We start from the raw sequence: 17,301 nt of genomic DNA, 5'->3' as shown, positions 1-17,301 counted from the left end.
GGAGGAATCTATGTATATTACAACCGGTGAAAAGGAAGCGGCTTTACTTGTGGAGCGGGCCCAAAACCTTGCTGAAACAACAGGGGGTACTTACGTGCGCCGTAATAAAATGTCTCTGCCCATGATGATTGAACACTATGAGGCGGAGGAGGTTCTGGTTGTACTCCAGGGTAAAGTGCGTCTATTTCGGAAGGATTCACCGTTGCTGGAGTTCCACCCCAGCATGGGATTTGTTCGTGCCAAACGTATATTGCGAGGAGAACCTGATCCACTGCTGGAGGCGGGGGCGGTGAATGAAGGGGATACCATCATCGATTGTACAGCCGGACTGGGCACGGATGCACTGGTGTTCTCGGTTGCAGTGGGTAAAAGTGGACGGGTGATTGCATGTGAGAGCTCTCTTCCGCTATATACACTATTAGTGGAGGGGATGTCTCAATATGAGACGATCAAGCCAGCGGTAAATGAAGCTTTCCGGCGTATTGAGCTGCATCATGCGAATCATCTCGATTTGCTTCGATCGTTGCCAGATCAAAGCTGTGACACCGTATATTTTGACCCCATGTTTCGTGAGCCAATGATGGATTCAAGTGCTATACAGCCCTTGCGAGATTATGCAAATGCTCACGCGCTGGATGAACAGAGCATTATGGAAGCAAAACGGGTTGCCCGTAAACGGGTAGTCATGAAAGAAAAGCGCGGCAGCGCGGAGTTTGACAGGCTCGGATTTGAAATACTTGATCGGGCGAATGCAAAAACCCTGTACGGAGTGATTAATGTTGAAAGTGGAAGTTAAACCAAAACCTAAACTGCTTGTGTTGGTTGGACCAACAGCAGTAGGCAAAACAAGAATGAGCATCGAGCTTGCCCAAGCTTTCAATTGTGAGATTATCTCAGGAGATTCGATGCAGGTATATCGAGAAATGGATATCGGAACTGCCAAGATTACCTCTGAAGAAATGAAGGGTGTACCCCATCATCTCATTGATATCCATGAACCGGAGTATCCGTATTCTGTGGCCGAGTTTCAGGAGAGTTGCACACGATTGATTAGTGAAATCCATGAACGCGGTAAAATGCCTTTTATTGTAGGGGGCACCGGTCTGTATGTGGAATCGGTATGTTACGGCTTTCAATTTTCGGATAGCGGTTCGGATGAAGCGTTCAGAGAGGAACAATTCAGCTATGCTGAGCTAAATGGAGCTCAGGCCCTTCATGATCGACTGAGGGAAGTTGATCCCGTTAGTGCGGATCGTCTGCATCCGAATGACCAACGGCGAATTGTACGTGCGCTTGAGATCCATCATCTCACAGGAGAGAAGTGGTCTGATCAGCTGGCAGTACAGAAGAAAGAGTCACCTTATGACCTTCTTATTGTTGGTTTGACAATGGATCGGCAGAAGTTGTACGCCCGGGTAGAAGAGCGGATTGATCTGATGATCGAACAAGGTCTTGTGGATGAAGTGAAGTCCCTGTTGGAACGCGGAGTAGCCAGAGGTCATATTTCCATGCAAGGGCTGGGGTATAAGGAGATTGCAGCGTTCCTGCAAGGGGAAGTGAGTTGGGAAGCTGCGGTTGAGTGGTTGAAGAGGGATACGCGTCGGTTTGCCAAACGGCAGCTTTCCTGGTTCCGCCATATGAAGGATATTGAATGGGTGGACATGACGGATACCCAAGATTTTGAAGGGAAATACAAGCAGATAAGTGAATTGATTACACAAAAATTTGATTGATTTGAGCGATTATTAGTATTCTTCTGACAGGCATCGATTAGATCAAGATATGTAAACCTCTACCTTTTAGTCATCAAAAGGGTAGAGGTTTTTATTTATCACTAGAACAGATGGTAGAGATTAAGTATTCGGCAAACAACGAATAAATGTGCTTTAAAATGAAGAATTTGTCCCTCTTTTGCAAAACAGACAAGCGGTGTATAATGGATAAGTCTTCTATTTGTTCACCTCGCTAAGAATGGGGGTAAAATAGCAGACAAGGGGTTTTTGTGGATTATATGAAACTGTTCATGATATAATAGCACGAAAGCTACTCAGCGATATTGAATATTACTTGAACACGAATTCAAATGAACCAATGGGGGTACGGCTAATGAACAAGTCCATCAACATCCAAGATACGTTCTTGAACCAACTGCGGAAAGAAAATATTCCTGCTACGGTCTATCTGACCAACGGCTTCCAAATCCGCGGGACGATCAAGGCATTTGACAATTTTACGATCGTCATTGACAGCGACGGACGCCAGCAAATGGTCTACAAGCATGCCATCTCCACGTTCACGCCGCAACGCAGCGTATCGCTGATGCAGCAAGATAACAGCGGCGAAGCTTAAAAAAATTACGAAACCTTTTCACCAAACATTTCGTCTACAAGTATAGGTATTGAAACAGAGCAACCTGAATAAAGGGTTGTTCTTTTCATTCCGGGCAAAATATGTTTAATATATGCCTGAGCCTACAGACGATTAGAAATTATGCAACCGAAAGGGAGTCAGGAGGTAACATGCCAAACGATCCGTTGTCGAGGTCTAACAATCGCAACAACAATAACAAGTCACCCAAAAAAGCGAAGCCAAAGACCTCTAAAAAGAAAAAAATTACGGGTAAACGCGTTGGATGGACACTGTTTTTCACAATGGCAATCGCCATATTCTGTGCACTTGGCGGATATTTATTTATTATGGTGAGTGGTGAAAATCTGCTCAAAGCCAATAAGGACAAAACCACAATTAATGAAACTTCAAAAGTATATGATCGCAATGGCCAATTAATGGGGGAACTATCCATTCAGAAGCTGGAACCTGTCAAAGAAGATGATATTCCTGAGCTTGTGAAGCAAGCCTTTGTTGCAACGGAGGATAAGCGATTCTACGATCATCAGGGCGTGGATATCTGGTCCATTGGGCGTGCAGCGGTTAAGGATGTCATGGCTCGTTCCATGGTGGAAGGTGGTAGTACACTAACCCAACAGCTTGCCAAGAACATGTTCTTGTCCCGTGACAAGACGTTCTTCCGTAAAGCAACGGAAGTATCGATTGCCATGGCATTAGAGCGCAAGTACACAAAAGACGAAATCCTGACGATGTATCTGAACCGTATTTTCTTCGGTCATCAGCGTTACGGGATTAAAGCGGCATCTGAATTTTACTTTGGAGTTACTGATCTCAAGAGGTTGAAGTTGTGGCAAATTGCTACATTAGCAGCTATGCCGAAAGGGCCTTCTGCCTATAATCCGGTGAGCAATCCAAACGACTCAAAAGCACGCCGAGGTGTGGTATTGCAGCTGATGTATGAACAAGGCTACATTACCAAGGCGGAGATGGACGAAGCAAAAGAGATTAACTATAACTACAAGCGACCAGAGAAAGACAGGAAGTATCAAGGTTTTATAGATTATGTGCTCCGTGAAGCTGAACGAGTAACAGGTAAAACGGAAGATGATCTGAATATCGGCGGGTACAAAATCTATACAACTATGGATGCTCAGGCTCAAACAGCCATGGAAACTGCCTTCACAGATGATAATCTGTTCGAGGCAAGTAAAGACGATCAACAGGTTCAAGGCTCCATGGTTATCATGAACCATGAGAATGGTAGCCTCGTTGCCCTCCTGGGAGGACGGGATTATCAGACTAAAGGTTATAGCCGTGTAACGCAAAGTCGAAGACAACCAGGTTCAGCTTTTAAACCGATTGTGTCTTATGCACCTGCGCTTGAATCAGGAAATTACAGTGCCAACTCGTCGCTGAGTAATGCGAAGCAATGTTTTGGTAACTACTGTCCTGGTAACTTGCATGGATATTCTTCAACGATCAGTATGACGGATGCAATTACGAAGTCGGAAAATATCCCTGCGGTTTGGCTGCTTGATAAAATAGGTGTTAACACAGGCATTAATTTTGCCAAGAGTGTAGGCATACAGCTGACAGATGAAGACAAAAACTTGGCGATTGCCCTCGGTGGTCTAAGTAAAGGTACAAATACACTGGAAATGGCGCAAGCCTATAGTGCATTTGCCAACCTCGGAGAATACCGACAAGCCTATGCGATTAAAGAAATCAAGGATAGCGCAGGCAAAACCACTTATAAACATGATAACTCGGACACAACGCGTGTCATGAGTGAGCAAAATGCGTATCAGCTTACACAGATGCTGCAGAACGTCGTTAATGACGGTACGGGACGTTCAGCACGTCTGGATCGTCCGGTAGCGGGTAAAACAGGAACAGTTCAAAGTGGTATCTCTGGCAACAGTGCCAACCGTGATGTATGGTTTGTTGGATACACCCCGGAATGGACTGCCGCAGTCTGGATGGGCTATGACAATCCGGATGCCAATCATATGCTTAAGAACAGCAGTAAGCTGTCGGCAGCTTTCTTTGCCAAAGTCATGGGAGATGCTTTAAAAGGCATTCCAGTGAAGCAATTCAAAGCACCAGCTGGAGGGCAGGCACCTCCGCCAGTAGAAGAACCAGAAAAGCCGGCTCTGTCCGTTAGTGGGCTGAGTGGATCATACGATCCAAATGCACAAACCGTCTCCCTGAGTTGGACTGGAACGGGTGACGCGAGTACGCAATATCGAATTTATCGGAAAGAAACATCTGAAGCCCAGTTCACTCATCTCATTGATGCAATAGGAGCGACCAATGCACAAGATTTAAGTGCGTTGCCTGGTCTAACCTATGAGTACTATGTGACAGCTTACGACTCGGCATCAGGACTGGAGACGGATCCTTCCAATACCATTTCCCTGATGATTGAAGCGCAGGAAGTGCCGCCGGAGGAACCTGATCCTGGTATAGACCCTGGAACAGAGATAGATCCTGAGCAGCCAGGTACGGAGAATCCGGACAATGGTACACCGGATAATGGCAACTCGAACGGTAATAACGGTAATGGAAATGAAAATGGCAATAACGGAAATGGTAATGGTAATAACGGAAACAATGGCAACGGTGGTAATAACGGCGGAAACGGTCAACCTGGGGAAGGCAATACGACCCCACCTGGTCAGGGCACAACAGATCCTGGCGGAAATGGTGAAGGTTCCGATGATGGGGGCGTAACTACGCCGGGCGAAGTTGTAACTCCGGACAGCGGAACAAGTGGGGATACTGGAGGGACAGATGCACCTGCAGATTCCCAAGCTGGCACCGGCGGCTAAGCCAATGAATCACTAAATAGCTACATTGAAAAACTGCTCCCCGGGAAACCGGTGAAGCAGTTTTTTGTGTTATACAGAACCAACTGTAATGGAAGCTGATTTGATGAATAGGTGGGACAAAGCTTGATTTTGAGTGTAAACCTTAAATATGGTAAGCTGTAACTATTCGTAATACGTTGTGCAAGGGCGGACCCAGAGCGCTGGAATCCATCAGGCGGACGTTATTACATTGTTCACCAATAACATCAGAGCAGGTCACGGACCTGTAATCGGCAAAGAGGGGTTCGTATGAAACGGAAATTCGGGGATCGCGCGAACTGGCGCCGGATTACGAACCGACAATTCACATGCCGGTTCGTTCAATCCAAAATTTTCACAGGTTATATTACGTTGTACACCATACAGGATTTGAAAGAACCTCTGTGGAAAACATATGGAGGCAGTACCTTCTGTATCGCAGATAAAGGTTATTCCTGGCTGCAATACTATCCGAAGGGAGAGCACTTTGTTGTTACGGCGATGTTTGACGATCAGGAACGGATTGTAGAGTGGTACATTGATACATGTCGTAGTCAGGGGATAACCGATCAGGGTGTTCCTTGGTTTGATGACCTGTATCTGGATGTCGTTGTACTGAAAGATGGAGAAGTATTTTTGCTGGATGAAGATGAGCTTGAAGATGCACTGTCACGGAAACATATTACAACGGGTGATTATGACCTGGCGAACAAGACGGCTAAGGAACTGCTGCATGCCATTGATGCACATGTATTCCCATACTTTCAGTTATCACTGAAGCATAGGCCGAGTTTGTTTGAGAACGGAGAGTTTCGAAAAAACATTCAGATTTGAGTCATCTAATTATCCGTAGAATTCTTCATGATCCTTCTAATATTGGAGCACCTGATAGAATACATTAATAATCAGGAGAGTTCAGCCCGATAAAATAGAGGTGATGGCGAATGAACGGACGGGTCATGGCTGCAGGAGAGCAACCAGGAGGCAGACCATCCAGACAAATTAATATTGTGTTGCGTAACCAGGAACCTCAGATGTTGGTCAAAGATGAAGCAGCGGCAGTACAGGCAGCCAAGAGTATAACCAAACATGCACACTTCCAGGAGATACAGGGTGAGTTGGAGCAACTGGTTGGACTTGAAAATATCAAAGACTTGGTGTTTGAGATCTATGCTTTCCTACAGATTGCTCAGATGCGTACCGAAGCAGGCTTACTTAGTGGTGCGCACGTGTATCATATGATCTTCAAAGGTAATCCGGGAACCGGTAAGACCACCGTGGCGAGGATTGTTGCCAAACTCTTTCAGAAGATGGGTGTGTTGAGTAAAGGGCATCTTATTGAAGTAGAGCGTGCAGATCTGGTTGGAGAATATATCGGTCACACGGCGCAGAAAACAAGAGATCTGGTTAAGAAGGCTCTCGGTGGGATATTGTTCATTGACGAAGCTTACAGTTTGGCCCGTGGGGGAGAGAAAGATTTTGGAAAGGAAGCTATTGATACGCTTGTAAAATCAATGGAAGATAATAAAAACCAATTTATCCTTATATTGGCTGGTTATTCGGATGAGATTGATTTTTTTCTCCAGACGAACCCTGGATTACCTTCCCGCTTCCCCATTCAAGTGGAGTTTCCAGACTATAGCATTGATCAGTTGATTCAAATCTCTGAGATTATGGCCAAAGAGCGCGATTATATTCTAATGCCACAGACCATACTCAAGCTAAAGCAGCATTTGCTTCAGGAAAAAAATGATTCGCTGCATGCGTTCAGTAACGCCAGATACGTTCGTAATGCCATTGAGCGTTCGATCAGGCATCAGGCGGTTCGTTTGTTGGAACAATACTCGGAAGGCAGTCCAGGAAAACTGGAGTTGATGACAATCCGTACAGAGGATTTGAACTTTGAGCGAAAGTAAGCGATAATATAGTTTTTACACCAGCCGGCCGGGCCAACCGGTTCGGCTTAAGGCATGCCATGGCATATTCGTGGCAATGTATATCAACGGATTAATTTAGTAATTAGAGGGAGTGAACATATATATGACAAATGGCACGCATGATACAGATATGGTCAAAAAAGATCGCGCCGTCTTGGTGAGTCTTGTTACGGATGATGTAAAACGTACAGGTATCAACCCTGAGTACTCTTTAGAAGAACTGGTGAAACTTGCCGAGACAGCTGGAGTGGAAGTGCTAAGTGTACTTTCTCAGAACAGGGAAAAACGTGATACCAAATGGTTCATTGGTAAAGGTAAGGTGGAAGAGCTCCGTGCGATTGCAGAGGAACTGGGAGCAACTACAGCTATATTTGATCAGGAATTGTCAGGTGCACAGGTTCGTAATCTGGAAGAAACCCTCGATCTCAAAATTATTGACCGTACCCAATTGATTTTGGACATCTTTGCACAACGGGCAAACACTAGAGAAGGTATTATTCAAGTGGAATTGGCTCAACATAGCTATTTGCTGCCACGGTTGTCGGGTCATGGCAAGAACCTGTCCAGACTCGGGGGCGGAATCGGAACAAGAGGCCCGGGTGAAAGCAAACTGGAGACAGACCGCCGTCACATTCGTGGTCGTATCGATGATCTGAAGCGTCATCTGGATGAATTGACTCGTCATCGCAAATTGCATCGTGAACGCCGTAAAAAAACAGGTATTGTCCAGGTAGCCCTTGTTGGTTATACCAATGCTGGCAAATCAACCTTGCTCAAGCAGTTGACGGCTGCAGATGTGTATATTCAAGATCAGCTATTCGCTACATTGGATCCCACTTCACGTACGATGGAACTTCCAAGTGGAAAAGAAATCGTACTTACCGACACGGTTGGATTTATTCAAAATCTACCGCATGATCTGATTGCAGCATTCCGGGCAACGTTGGAGGAAGTGAATGAGGCAGACCTGATCCTGCATGTTGTGGACGCCTCATCAGCTATGCGTGAAGATCAGATGCGGACGGTTAATACGATTCTGCAAGAACTTGGTTCAGGGGACAAGCCGCAGTTAGTCCTGTATAACAAAAAAGATGCGTGCACACCAGAGCAGCTTGAGATGCTTCCATTGGATAAAGACCATATTAAAGTAAGCGCATTAGACTCGGAGGATCTGCTTAAAATCCGTGAATTCATTCAGACAGAGCTGACAGGTGATACAAAGCGCTTCCGTATTCCGGCAGAACGTGGTGATCTTACGTCAGTACTCTATAAAATTGGTGATGTAGTGGATACCAGCTTTGAAGAGAATGATGTCATTTATGAAGTTGAATTGCAAAAAGGTGAATATGAGAAATTTGGTTATATGCTTGAAGAATTCATTGAATTGTAATATTCATGACATATTGATGTGATAAGTTACACGATAATGGATATTCGACGTCAGATTCGTGCTATGAAGGGGAATGAAGTAAGATGGTAAGCTTTGATTCAGAAATATCTGAACTTCAACGTCAAGTGGAGCGTCAGATTGAAGGACAACTGCAACAGATTGATCGGATCACAGATCACAATCAATGGAAGGTGATTAATGCTTTCCAACAGCGAAAAGTAAGTGATTTTCACTTTGCAGGTTCAACAGGTTATGCCTATAACGATCGTGGGCGTGAAGTACTTGATGAAGTATATGCTGATGTATTCGGCGCGGAAGCCGCGTTGGTGCGCCCTCATTTTGCTTCAGGTACTCATACGATTAGTACAGCTCTCTTTGGAGTTTTGCGTCCGGGTGACGAATTATTGTACATCACGGGTAAGCCTTACGACACATTGCATAAAGTTATTGGCAAACCCGGTGATGGCACAGGTTCATTAGGCGATTTTGGCATCGGTTACCGTGAGACGGCCTTAACTGATGAAGGTGGAGTGGACTGGGCAGCAGTTGAAAAAAGCATTACACCGGCTACAAAAGTCATTGGGATTCAACGTTCACGTGGTTATGACTGGCGCTCATCCTTCTGTGTTGCTGAGATTGCTGACATGGTTACGCGTGTTAAAGAGCTTAAGGAAGATGTCATCGTATTCGTAGACAATTGTTACGGTGAATTCACGGAGGAACGTGAACCGACAGAAGTCGGAGTTGATCTGATGGCCGGATCACTGATCAAGAATCCTGGTGGAGGCATTGCGGAAACCGGTGGATACATATGTGGGAAGGAACAATACGTACAGCTGGCAGCTTATCGTCTAACAGCCCCTGGAATTGGGGGAGAGGTTGGGGCAATGCTGGGGACAACACGTGGCATCTACCAAGGACTTTACATGGCACCGACAATTGTAGGACAAGCTATCAAAGGAAGTACGTTTGCTGCCGCGATGTTTGCTGAATCCGGATTTGTAACCAAACCCGCCTGGAATGAAGTTCGCACAGATCTGATCCAGGCTGTTAAGTTTAGCTCTGCCGAGCATCTGATCGCCTTCGTGCAGGGGATTCAGCGTGCAGCAGCTGTGGATAGCCATGTGGTTCCTGAACCGTGGGATATGCCTGGTTATGAGCACCCTGTCATTATGGCGGCAGGTACGTTCATTCAGGGTGGAAGTCTGGAATTATCAGCCGACGCGCCTATTCGGGAGCCGTATATCGGGTATATGCAAGGCGGATTAACGTACTCTCATGTCAAATATGGCGTTTTGATGGCGTTACAGACAATGAAAAATCGTAAATTATTGTGAGTTTATCTAACACGTCATTGACACTTGGTAATAACTAAATGTACAATAGGGTGAAGAATAGATGACTGGAAGGTTGATGAACATGGGTGATGAAATCCGCAGAAATATGGCCTTATTCCCAATTGGTATTGTAATGAAACTTACGGATCTGTCTGCACGTCAGATTCGTTACTATGAGCAGCACAGCTTGATCGTTCCTGCGAGAACGTCAGGTAATCAACGGTTATTCTCTTTTAATGACGTAGAGAGATTGCTAGAGATCAAGGCTTTGATTGAAAAAGGAGTTAACATCGCGGGCATCAAACAAGTGATGAATCCTGTTTCAAAAGAATCCGAGGAAGCTACAGTTATCACGCCAGATACTGAAGTTAAACGCAGAGAGCTGTCCGATACGCAGTTGCACCGCTTGCTGAAGCAGCAGCTTGTATCAGGTAAGAGACCAGGACAAGTATCTCTCATTCAGGGAGAGCTTTCCCGATTCTTTAATAAAAACTAAATTCGCATAACTTGGCGAGTGAGGGGAAAACATGCACTTTTGGTGTGAGACTCCTTGACCCGTGGAACTTTCTAATGTACAAATATAACAGGCAAGCCAAATACGCAGATAAGAAAGGGAGAGGTTATAGTGAGTTATACAAAAGAAGACATTCTCCGCATTTCGAAAGAAGAAAACGTACGATTCATTCGATTGCAATTTACTGATTTGCTTGGAGCTATCAAAAACGTTGAGATTCCTGTGAGTCAGTTGACTAAGGCTCTGGATAACAAGATGATGTTCGATGGATCTTCCATTGAAGGTTATGTACGTATTGAAGAGTCCGACATGTACCTCTATCCAGATCTAGATTCTTGGCTTATTTTCCCATGGGTTGCAGAGAACCGTGTTGCACGTCTGATTTGCGACGTATATCTTCCGGATGGTAATCCATTCCCAGGAGATCCACGTGGTATCTTGAAACGTAACCTGAAGGAAGCCCAAGATATGGGATTCACTTCCTTCAACGTTGGTCCTGAACCCGAGTTCTTCTTGTTCAAAACAGACGAAAAAGGAAACCCGACTAACGAACTGAATGACCAAGGTGGTTATTTCGACCTTGCGCCTACGGATCTTGGTGAAAACTGTCGTCGTGACATCGTTATCACACTTGAAGAAATGGGCTTTGAGATCGAAGCTTCCCACCATGAGGTAGCTCCAGGTCAGCATGAGATCGACTTCAAATATGCTGATGCTCTGAAAGCTGCTGACCAGATCCAAACGTTCAAACTCGTTGTTAAAACGATTGCACGTCAGCATGGTTTACATGCTACATTCATGCCGAAACCACTGTTTGGTATGAACGGATCCGGTATGCACTGTAACCAATCCTTGTTCAAAGGCAATGAGAACGCATTTGTTGATGAGTCGGACGAGTTGGGTCTGAGCAAAACTGCTCGTCACTTCATGGCTGGAACTCTGAAGCACGCACGTGCGTTTGCAGCAATTACTAACCCAACCGTGAACTCATACAAACGTCTTGTACCAGGTTATGAAGCACCTTGTTATGTAGCATGGTCTGCTAGTAACCGTAGCCCAATGATTCGTATTCCAGCTTCCCGTGGTCTGAGTACACGTGTTGAGGTTCGTAACCCGGATCCGGCTGCTAACCCTTACCTGGCTTTGTCTGTTCTGTTAAAAGCAGGTCTGGACGGAATCAAACGTGAGCTTTCCTTACCAACTCCAATTGACCGTAACATCTACATCATGTCAGAAGAAGAGCGTGTGGAAGAAGGCATTCCAAGCTTGCCAGCTGACCTGAAAGAAGCATTGAATGAATTGATCCGTAGCGAAGTCATCTGTGATGCTCTCGGCGACCACGCCTTGGCTCACTTCTATGAGCTGAAAGAAATTGAGTGGGATATGTATAGAACACAAGTCCACCAATGGGAACGCGATCAATATATTACTTTGTACTAATAGCTCAATCCCTTGGCGCTCTAGCGCTGAGGGGTTTTTCTGCTTGTGGGCAAAACATTATAAATTCAAATATTAAGAGAGTGCCCACAAAATGCCCACAAAATATTTTTCTATTCGAAAATTTCTTCAGTGAATTTCTCAAATCTATCTATATTGCTTTTCTGGATCTTGCCTGAGATGTGGGCATATACATCTGATGTGATCTGAATACTTCCGTGACCTAGTTGTTCTTGAACGAATTTCATATCTGCCCCGGACTCAAGTAAAAGAACAGCGCAGGTATGTCGGAGAGAGTGAATGGGGAGGGATGGGAGATCACAACGTTGTAAGATGCGGGAGAAGGCATTGAACAATGATGATTTAGGCATGAAGTTTCCATCTTCCCTACATAGAACCAGATCAAGGTCATGGTGGTATCTATCCCCAAGTATCCCTTTGTTATGTTCCTGCCACTCTCTGTGAAATTTGATGTCATTAACTAGATTTGTAGTAATTTTTATTTTTCTTTCTGATTTTTCTGTCTTGGTGTCACCGAATAATTCTTCTTTGTTTTTCGCTGTAAAATCTAGAGTTTCATCAATTGTAATGAAATGATTATCCAAATCAATATCGATCCATTTTAGAGCAGCTGCTTCGCCTTTTCGCATACCAGTTTCAATTAACACTCGGAAAAATATCCAGTATACATAACCATAATGACGAGAGTTTTGCATAAACAATGGTATATCATCGGAATCAATAAAGTGGACTTCCTTTTTGGATCGTCTCAAGCAGGCTTCGGTGATTGATGCGATTATTGACGGTCATGTTCATGGTGTTGTGGCATACCTGGGACTGAAGACTAAATCCGTGAAGGGGGAGAAGCCTATGACGATAGAAGTGATGAAACAGTTGGAGGAGCTGAAGGCCATTGTTAAATCGCAGGCCAAGTGGATTACACTTCATAAGGCAAAGGAGAACATGGAATATCCTAAATGGACAGAAGAAGGTTATGAGTTTTACAAGGACTGCATAGATGATAATATAGGTAGCTATGATTTTTGGAGGTTGTTAGTTATTAACTATCGTAATGAAAGAATAGGAAAACCAGTTCGATTTAAAACAGGAACTGTCGGAGGGACTCCTGACAGCGCCTGTTAATTTAGTACACCTGGCATGGGTGCACAAAAGTTTGTCATTGTTCGTTAATACTAATAGCTAACATGGAATTTGAAAAGTATCGTATAAGTACCGTGGTTTGCACTTACAACTGTAAGCCCAGGTTGAATAGGAGTAACTAAAAAGTCAGGGCCAATATCACAAGCGCCATCGCTATAGATCACATCATAAGTGTAGCCGCTATACCATTGTCCAGGTTGGCCTACTTTTAGGTAAATATCGCGCTCAAAAAAAGCATGAGGTGCTATCACCTGGGACATTTCCGATGGTGAAGAATTAGGTGTTGAAATAGTGGCATCAGCAGCGAAGGACGTGGATCCAATTGAAAAACATGCAGATACAGCTAATAATCCAGCAAGTAATTTCTTTTTCATTTAATCTACTCTCCCTTTAGTTATATTATCCCGATCGGTAAATTTATCATACCTTATATGTAAAATATATACAATAATTAAAAATTTAAGTTTTTACACTACTATTTTGGTTTTGATAAATAAAAAAACTCGCTAACCTTTTGGTCGATGCTTTTGAGTGTGGCAAACGGTATCGCCAAACCGCTGTTGTACTATTATAAAGGGGTGTTTCTGATATATGATTATAATCCATTGGAGCTGTACTGAAGGTTCATTTAAAGTTCGTGGGACATCCCCCAAATTGTCTCCTAAATGTCCCTAATGTCGTGAAAAGCTATGATCAACTACGAACTTTAGTTCCTATTCTATTTCGTAAATAGCGCATAAATATTGAAAGAAACAATAATATGAAGCGATCGTACATAAACTGCACACCAGTCCATCAACGGGAACGCGATCAATATATCAGGTTGTACAATAGCTCAATCCCTTGGCGCTCTATCGTTGAGGGATTTTTCTTTTTGTGGGCAAGCACCTACATATTTAAAGAGAATCCAAAATGCCCACAAAATATTTTTCTATTCGAAAATTTCCTCAGTGAATTTCTCAAATCTATCTATATTGCTTTTCTGGATCTTGCCTGAGATGTGGCATATACATCTGATGTGATCTGAATACTTCCGTGACCTAATTGTTCTTGAACGAATTTCATATCTGCCCCGGACTCAAGTAAAAGAACAGCGCAGGTATGTCGGAGAGAGTGAATGGGGAGGGATGGGAGATCACAACGTTGTAAGATGCGGGAGAAGGCATTGAACAATGATGATTTAGGCATGAAGTTTCCATCTTCCCTACATAGAACCAGATCAAGGTCATGGTGGTATCTTTCCCCAATGTATTCTTCCGAACACTTCCTTATTTATAATCGTTGATCCAAAAATCCAGATAATCTTGAAGCGATAAACCAGATTGTTCATATTAAACCTATGGCGCATTTATTTGTAAATGGACATATCCTTTGGCCGGACCAACTCCTACATCATGAGCATCATACCAATTGAGGAATGCATTTACATCAATCATTGGAAGATCGTATTCTTTCTCCAAGCCTGTTGTCATTGTAATTACAAGTATAGCACGGTCACCTGACGGTAATGGATCGGGATTAGGTTCCACTGGCGTTCATATGTATTCTCCTTCAAATGCATTGGCAGAGTTGATAATATAATCGACGTACATTAGTCGATAAAGCACAATTACTAGAATCAGAACTCCCTCCTAAATTTCACAAATATAGGAGGGAGTTCTGGAATTTATTATGGTTAACTAATGGTTCCTTGATAGTAGGCAATCCAAGTTACACCTGTAAGGCTTTTGATCTCAACTAGCGTTATCCAACCAGATAAGGCTCCTTCAGAATAATAAATTTTATTTGGTATGTCGTTACCATCAGGGTAATCTGATTTTTTGTAGATTATTCCTCTATAAATATCCATCGAAGCATAAGGGGCTACTTTCACATTTTCCGTTGTGGTATTGTTTGAAGTTTTGGTCATATCACTAGCTGCAAAAGATGTAGAGCCAAGAGTAAAGCATGTAACGATGGTTAAAAGACCAATCATAAACTTTTTCTTCATTTGTATCACCCTTCTAATTGGAATATGTTTCTATTTAATAGTATATATTTACATTATAAATGTCAAATTTTTCTATACATTTGAAAAATGTATACTTATGGCGGAGGAACCAGTTTCACTAGTGGGATGTCTAGGGCAATATACGAGTATATTGTGGCTAATGACACATGGACAAAAATAAATAGCTTTAAAACAGCTACTATTTCTGCACCTTCAACTGTTTATAATGGGGAAATTTATGTATTAGGTGGGCTTAACAATACTAACTCACAATCAAGAGTAGAAGTATATAATCCTGAAATCAACGAAGTTAGATCATTCAAAGATTTAACTACCCCAAGAAATCAAAGCGTAGCAGTAACTGTCAATGGAGATATTTTATTATTGGTGGTACTAATGGAAGTAGTACTTTGAAGACAGCCCTGAAAATTTACATTTATAAAAATGAACCCACAAATCCAGCAACGATTTCTGATCCAGAACCTGGACAACCTACAGGAAATCGTGCGATCCTCGTTGTAACTATGACTACCGGCCTGGAAAAAGAATTTGACTTGAGCATGCAAGAAGTAAATAGTTTCATCGATTGGAATGAAACAAAATAAGCAGTAAGCAGAAATGCATCATACGCGATTGACAAGCAAGATAATAACAAATGCCCGTTCAAGAGCGGCAAGGACTAACATCATATTCGATCGTGTACTTACGTGTGAGGTAAGTGAATACTAATGAGGAATGCTCCGTCCACTTATGCTGATGGGGCTTTTTTCTTGTTTCGTTAAGAACTTATCTTCGCATATAGTGTTCACGAAGTGATTTACTTGTTAACGGATTATCAAAGAAAGGTCCTTAGGATCTTATATAACTACAAAGGTGGACGGCGTAGATTTCCTACTATCCATGAACTTACAGTCAAAACGGGCAAGCATAAACCAGACGTCATGGTTGCTATGGACGCTCTAGTGGTTGCGGGATACATACACTGGGATAACAGGTCGGATACGGCCAATATTGTTATCCTTGAGGGTTGGGAACGTGAGGGTGAACGTCCTAAGGTAGACCACACACCATCCTCTGGGAACATTGACTATTGGACTCAATATTAAGGGGGCTTGTCATGCGTAGCAGGCGGAAGGATAACGGATTGTATGAGACATCTAGAATGATTATGCCTGAACACAGAGAGGCATGATTGGCTCAGTGTGAGCAACAGAAGAGACGTGGTAAGCCGGAACTTGACGATTGGGAAATGCAACGGATCAGTGAAGTACTTGTTGACTCTTATAATAGAAGTAGTACGGTTGATTTGATATTATTTAACCCATTCTTCTAAGAGCCGATCTCAGGAGTAGTTGTGGGATTAAATTCTGCACGGTGTGAAATAAAGCTGATGTTAGAGGATGAGTTCCGCTGGGTTCTTTAGCCGAAATTGTTCTCTGTTAATTAATGAGATTGTATCGCTTTAGAATTGCGATCTTATACCTTTATAATATCTGTATAAGCATGTTATTTTAATTAGGAGATTTTCGAGTTAACCAGCGTCATATAGACTAGATATCTTGCGGTCAATGTCAGAGTAGTAATATAATCAAAGTGAGTATTTGAAACGAGTTTCAAGACTTCCTCACAGCAGCCTTGACTCAGGTACGCGTATCCATCTGCAGGAATCCAAGTGGATCCTGAGCAACTCATTGATTATGGCGCTCCATTAAAAGGATATAACCTGTTATCCATTAAGATTATGGGCGGTAGATACTTCCGAAATAGTACGAATTCAGGACACAAAAACGGAGGCCATACATGGCTCCTCAGAACGTTGAAAAATACATAATTTATTATTGAATCGAATCGGGCAAGTTACAGAAACAGTAAAAGCTACAAAAGATCAATTTGGGAATTTCGTTATTCCGGGACTAACTAATGGAACTACATACTATTTTGGAGTGAGTGCTATTGTTAATAGTGTTGAATCTGAATTTCCAATGAGGCATCTGCCACTCCTCAAGGGCCTGCAGTTGAACCTGAACCGTGCTATCCTTGTGGGACCATGACTACCGGCTTAGAAAAAGAGTTCGATCTGATTATGCAAGAAGTTAACAGCTTTATCGATTGGTACGAAGCAAAACAAGCTGGAAGCAGAAAAACATCTTATGCAATTGACAAGCATGAAAATAAGAAAGGGCCTTTCAAGAGCAATAAGGACTAGATCTTATATGATCGGGTTCTGACGTTTGAGGTAAGTGAATAATAAAGGTAGTTATTCTCCAACGGTTATTCTGATGGGTCATTTAGATGTCCCTGTAATAAAAGAAGGCTTCTGATTGAATTCAGAAGCCT

General features: G+C 43.1%; 16 protein-coding genes and 3 pseudogenes. 14 read left to right on the top strand and 5 right to left on the bottom strand.

Going from position 1 to position 17,301, the window contains the following annotated elements; translation table 11 throughout:
• Window positions 1–10 precede the first annotated feature (10 nt).
• The 10 genes from MHH25_RS17980 to glnA all read left to right on the top strand — a co-directional run bounded on the left by MHH25_RS17980 (window position 11) and on the right by glnA (window position 11,816).
• Window positions 11–796: a class I SAM-dependent methyltransferase gene (locus tag MHH25_RS17980; RefSeq protein ID WP_047843423.1), complete on the top strand. Its 786-nt coding sequence runs from the start codon at window positions 11–13 to the stop codon at window positions 794–796.
• Window positions 777–1,733, top strand: coding sequence for a tRNA (adenosine(37)-N6)-dimethylallyltransferase MiaA (miaA, locus tag MHH25_RS17975; RefSeq protein ID WP_036613558.1), 957 nt, complete (start codon window positions 777–779; stop codon window positions 1,731–1,733). The genes MHH25_RS17980 and miaA overlap by 20 nt, the downstream gene beginning before the upstream one ends.
• A 373-nt stretch (window positions 1,734–2,106) precedes the next feature.
• Entirely contained in the window at window positions 2,107–2,349 is a 243-nt protein-coding gene (gene hfq / locus MHH25_RS17970) for an RNA chaperone Hfq (protein WP_017687918.1), read from the top strand.
• 170 nt (window positions 2,350–2,519) lie between these two features.
• On the top strand, window positions 2,520–5,180 hold the full coding sequence (locus tag MHH25_RS17965; protein WP_340017704.1) for a PBP1A family penicillin-binding protein: 2,661 nt from the start codon (window positions 2,520–2,522) through the stop codon (window positions 5,178–5,180).
• A gap of 288 nt (window positions 5,181–5,468) precedes the next feature.
• On the top strand, window positions 5,469–6,032 hold the full coding sequence (locus tag MHH25_RS17960; RefSeq protein ID WP_036672757.1) for a DUF402 domain-containing protein: 564 nt from the start codon (window positions 5,469–5,471) through the stop codon (window positions 6,030–6,032).
• A gap of 110 nt (window positions 6,033–6,142) precedes the next feature.
• Window positions 6,143–7,114: an AAA family ATPase gene (locus MHH25_RS17955; protein ID WP_036613563.1), complete on the top strand. Its 972-nt coding sequence runs from the start codon at window positions 6,143–6,145 to the stop codon at window positions 7,112–7,114.
• A 124-nt stretch (window positions 7,115–7,238) separates the two neighbouring features.
• Window positions 7,239–8,525: a GTPase HflX gene (hflX, locus tag MHH25_RS17950; RefSeq protein ID WP_340017703.1), complete on the top strand. Its 1,287-nt coding sequence runs from the start codon at window positions 7,239–7,241 to the stop codon at window positions 8,523–8,525.
• Between the two features lie 83 nt (window positions 8,526–8,608).
• A complete protein-coding gene (locus tag MHH25_RS17945; RefSeq protein WP_340017702.1) occupies window positions 8,609–9,862 on the top strand; it encodes a methionine gamma-lyase family protein in 1,254 nt (417 codons plus the stop codon).
• An 82-nt stretch (window positions 9,863–9,944) separates the two neighbouring features.
• The gene (locus tag MHH25_RS17940; RefSeq protein ID WP_017687924.1) at window positions 9,945–10,358 is read left to right on the top strand and encodes a MerR family transcriptional regulator; all 414 of its coding nucleotides are present in this window, start codon (window positions 9,945–9,947) and stop codon (window positions 10,356–10,358) included.
• Window positions 10,359–10,487: 129 nt separating this feature from the next.
• A complete protein-coding gene (glnA, locus tag MHH25_RS17935; protein WP_036613569.1) occupies window positions 10,488–11,816 on the top strand; it encodes a type I glutamate--ammonia ligase in 1,329 nt (442 codons plus the stop codon).
• Window positions 11,817–11,926: 110 nt separating this feature from the next.
• On the opposite strand, the gene MHH25_RS17930 is transcribed toward glnA, so the two are convergent.
• Complete coding sequence (locus tag MHH25_RS17930) at window positions 11,927–12,586, bottom strand: site-specific integrase (protein ID WP_340017701.1); 660 nt, start codon at window positions 12,584–12,586, stop codon at window positions 11,927–11,929.
• Between the two features lie 97 nt (window positions 12,587–12,683).
• Here MHH25_RS17930 and MHH25_RS17925 point away from each other — a divergent pair, with 97 nt between their 5' ends.
• Window positions 12,684–12,956, top strand: a complete 273-nt coding sequence (locus tag MHH25_RS17925) for a hypothetical protein (RefSeq protein ID WP_340017700.1) — start codon at window positions 12,684–12,686, stop codon at window positions 12,954–12,956.
• Window positions 12,957–13,006: 50 nt separating this feature from the next.
• On the opposite strand, the gene MHH25_RS17920 is transcribed toward MHH25_RS17925, so the two are convergent.
• From MHH25_RS17920 to MHH25_RS17905, 4 genes and pseudogenes are all read right to left on the bottom strand, one after another.
• Entirely contained in the window at window positions 13,007–13,348 is a 342-nt protein-coding gene (locus MHH25_RS17920) for a hypothetical protein (protein ID WP_076210085.1), read from the bottom strand.
• A gap of 595 nt (window positions 13,349–13,943) precedes the next feature.
• Window positions 13,944–14,192, bottom strand: coding sequence for a tyrosine-type recombinase/integrase (locus MHH25_RS17915; RefSeq protein WP_256720001.1), 249 nt, complete (start codon window positions 14,190–14,192; stop codon window positions 13,944–13,946).
• Between the two features lie 179 nt (window positions 14,193–14,371).
• Window positions 14,372–14,491, bottom strand: a pseudogene (locus MHH25_RS17910) (fibronectin type III domain-containing protein); the annotation flags it as partial.
• A gap of 158 nt (window positions 14,492–14,649) precedes the next feature.
• Window positions 14,650–14,964: a hypothetical protein gene (locus MHH25_RS17905; RefSeq protein WP_340017699.1), complete on the bottom strand. Its 315-nt coding sequence runs from the start codon at window positions 14,962–14,964 to the stop codon at window positions 14,650–14,652.
• A gap of 153 nt (window positions 14,965–15,117) precedes the next feature.
• On the opposite strand from MHH25_RS17905, the gene MHH25_RS17900 reads away from it, so the two are divergent.
• From MHH25_RS17900 to MHH25_RS17890, 3 genes and pseudogenes are all read left to right on the top strand, one after another.
• Window positions 15,118–15,378 (top strand): kelch repeat-containing protein, encoded by a 261-nt coding sequence (locus tag MHH25_RS17900; RefSeq protein ID WP_340017698.1) that lies wholly within the window; start codon window positions 15,118–15,120, stop codon window positions 15,376–15,378.
• A gap of 65 nt (window positions 15,379–15,443) precedes the next feature.
• Window positions 15,444–15,693, top strand: a pseudogene (locus MHH25_RS17895) (fibronectin type III domain-containing protein); the annotation flags it as partial.
• 1,121 nt (window positions 15,694–16,814) lie between these two features.
• A pseudogene (locus MHH25_RS17890) lies at window positions 16,815–17,170 on the top strand (fibronectin type III domain-containing protein); the annotation flags it as partial.
• Window positions 17,171–17,301 lie beyond the last annotated feature (131 nt).

The sequence above is a fragment of the Paenibacillus sp. FSL H3-0457 genome (assembly GCF_037981725.1).
GTDB classification, from domain to species: domain Bacteria; phylum Bacillota; class Bacilli; order Paenibacillales; family Paenibacillaceae; genus Paenibacillus; species Paenibacillus amylolyticus.
The sequence above is the reverse complement of the archived record's forward strand: the minus strand, read 5'-3'. Positions and strand labels throughout refer to the sequence as shown.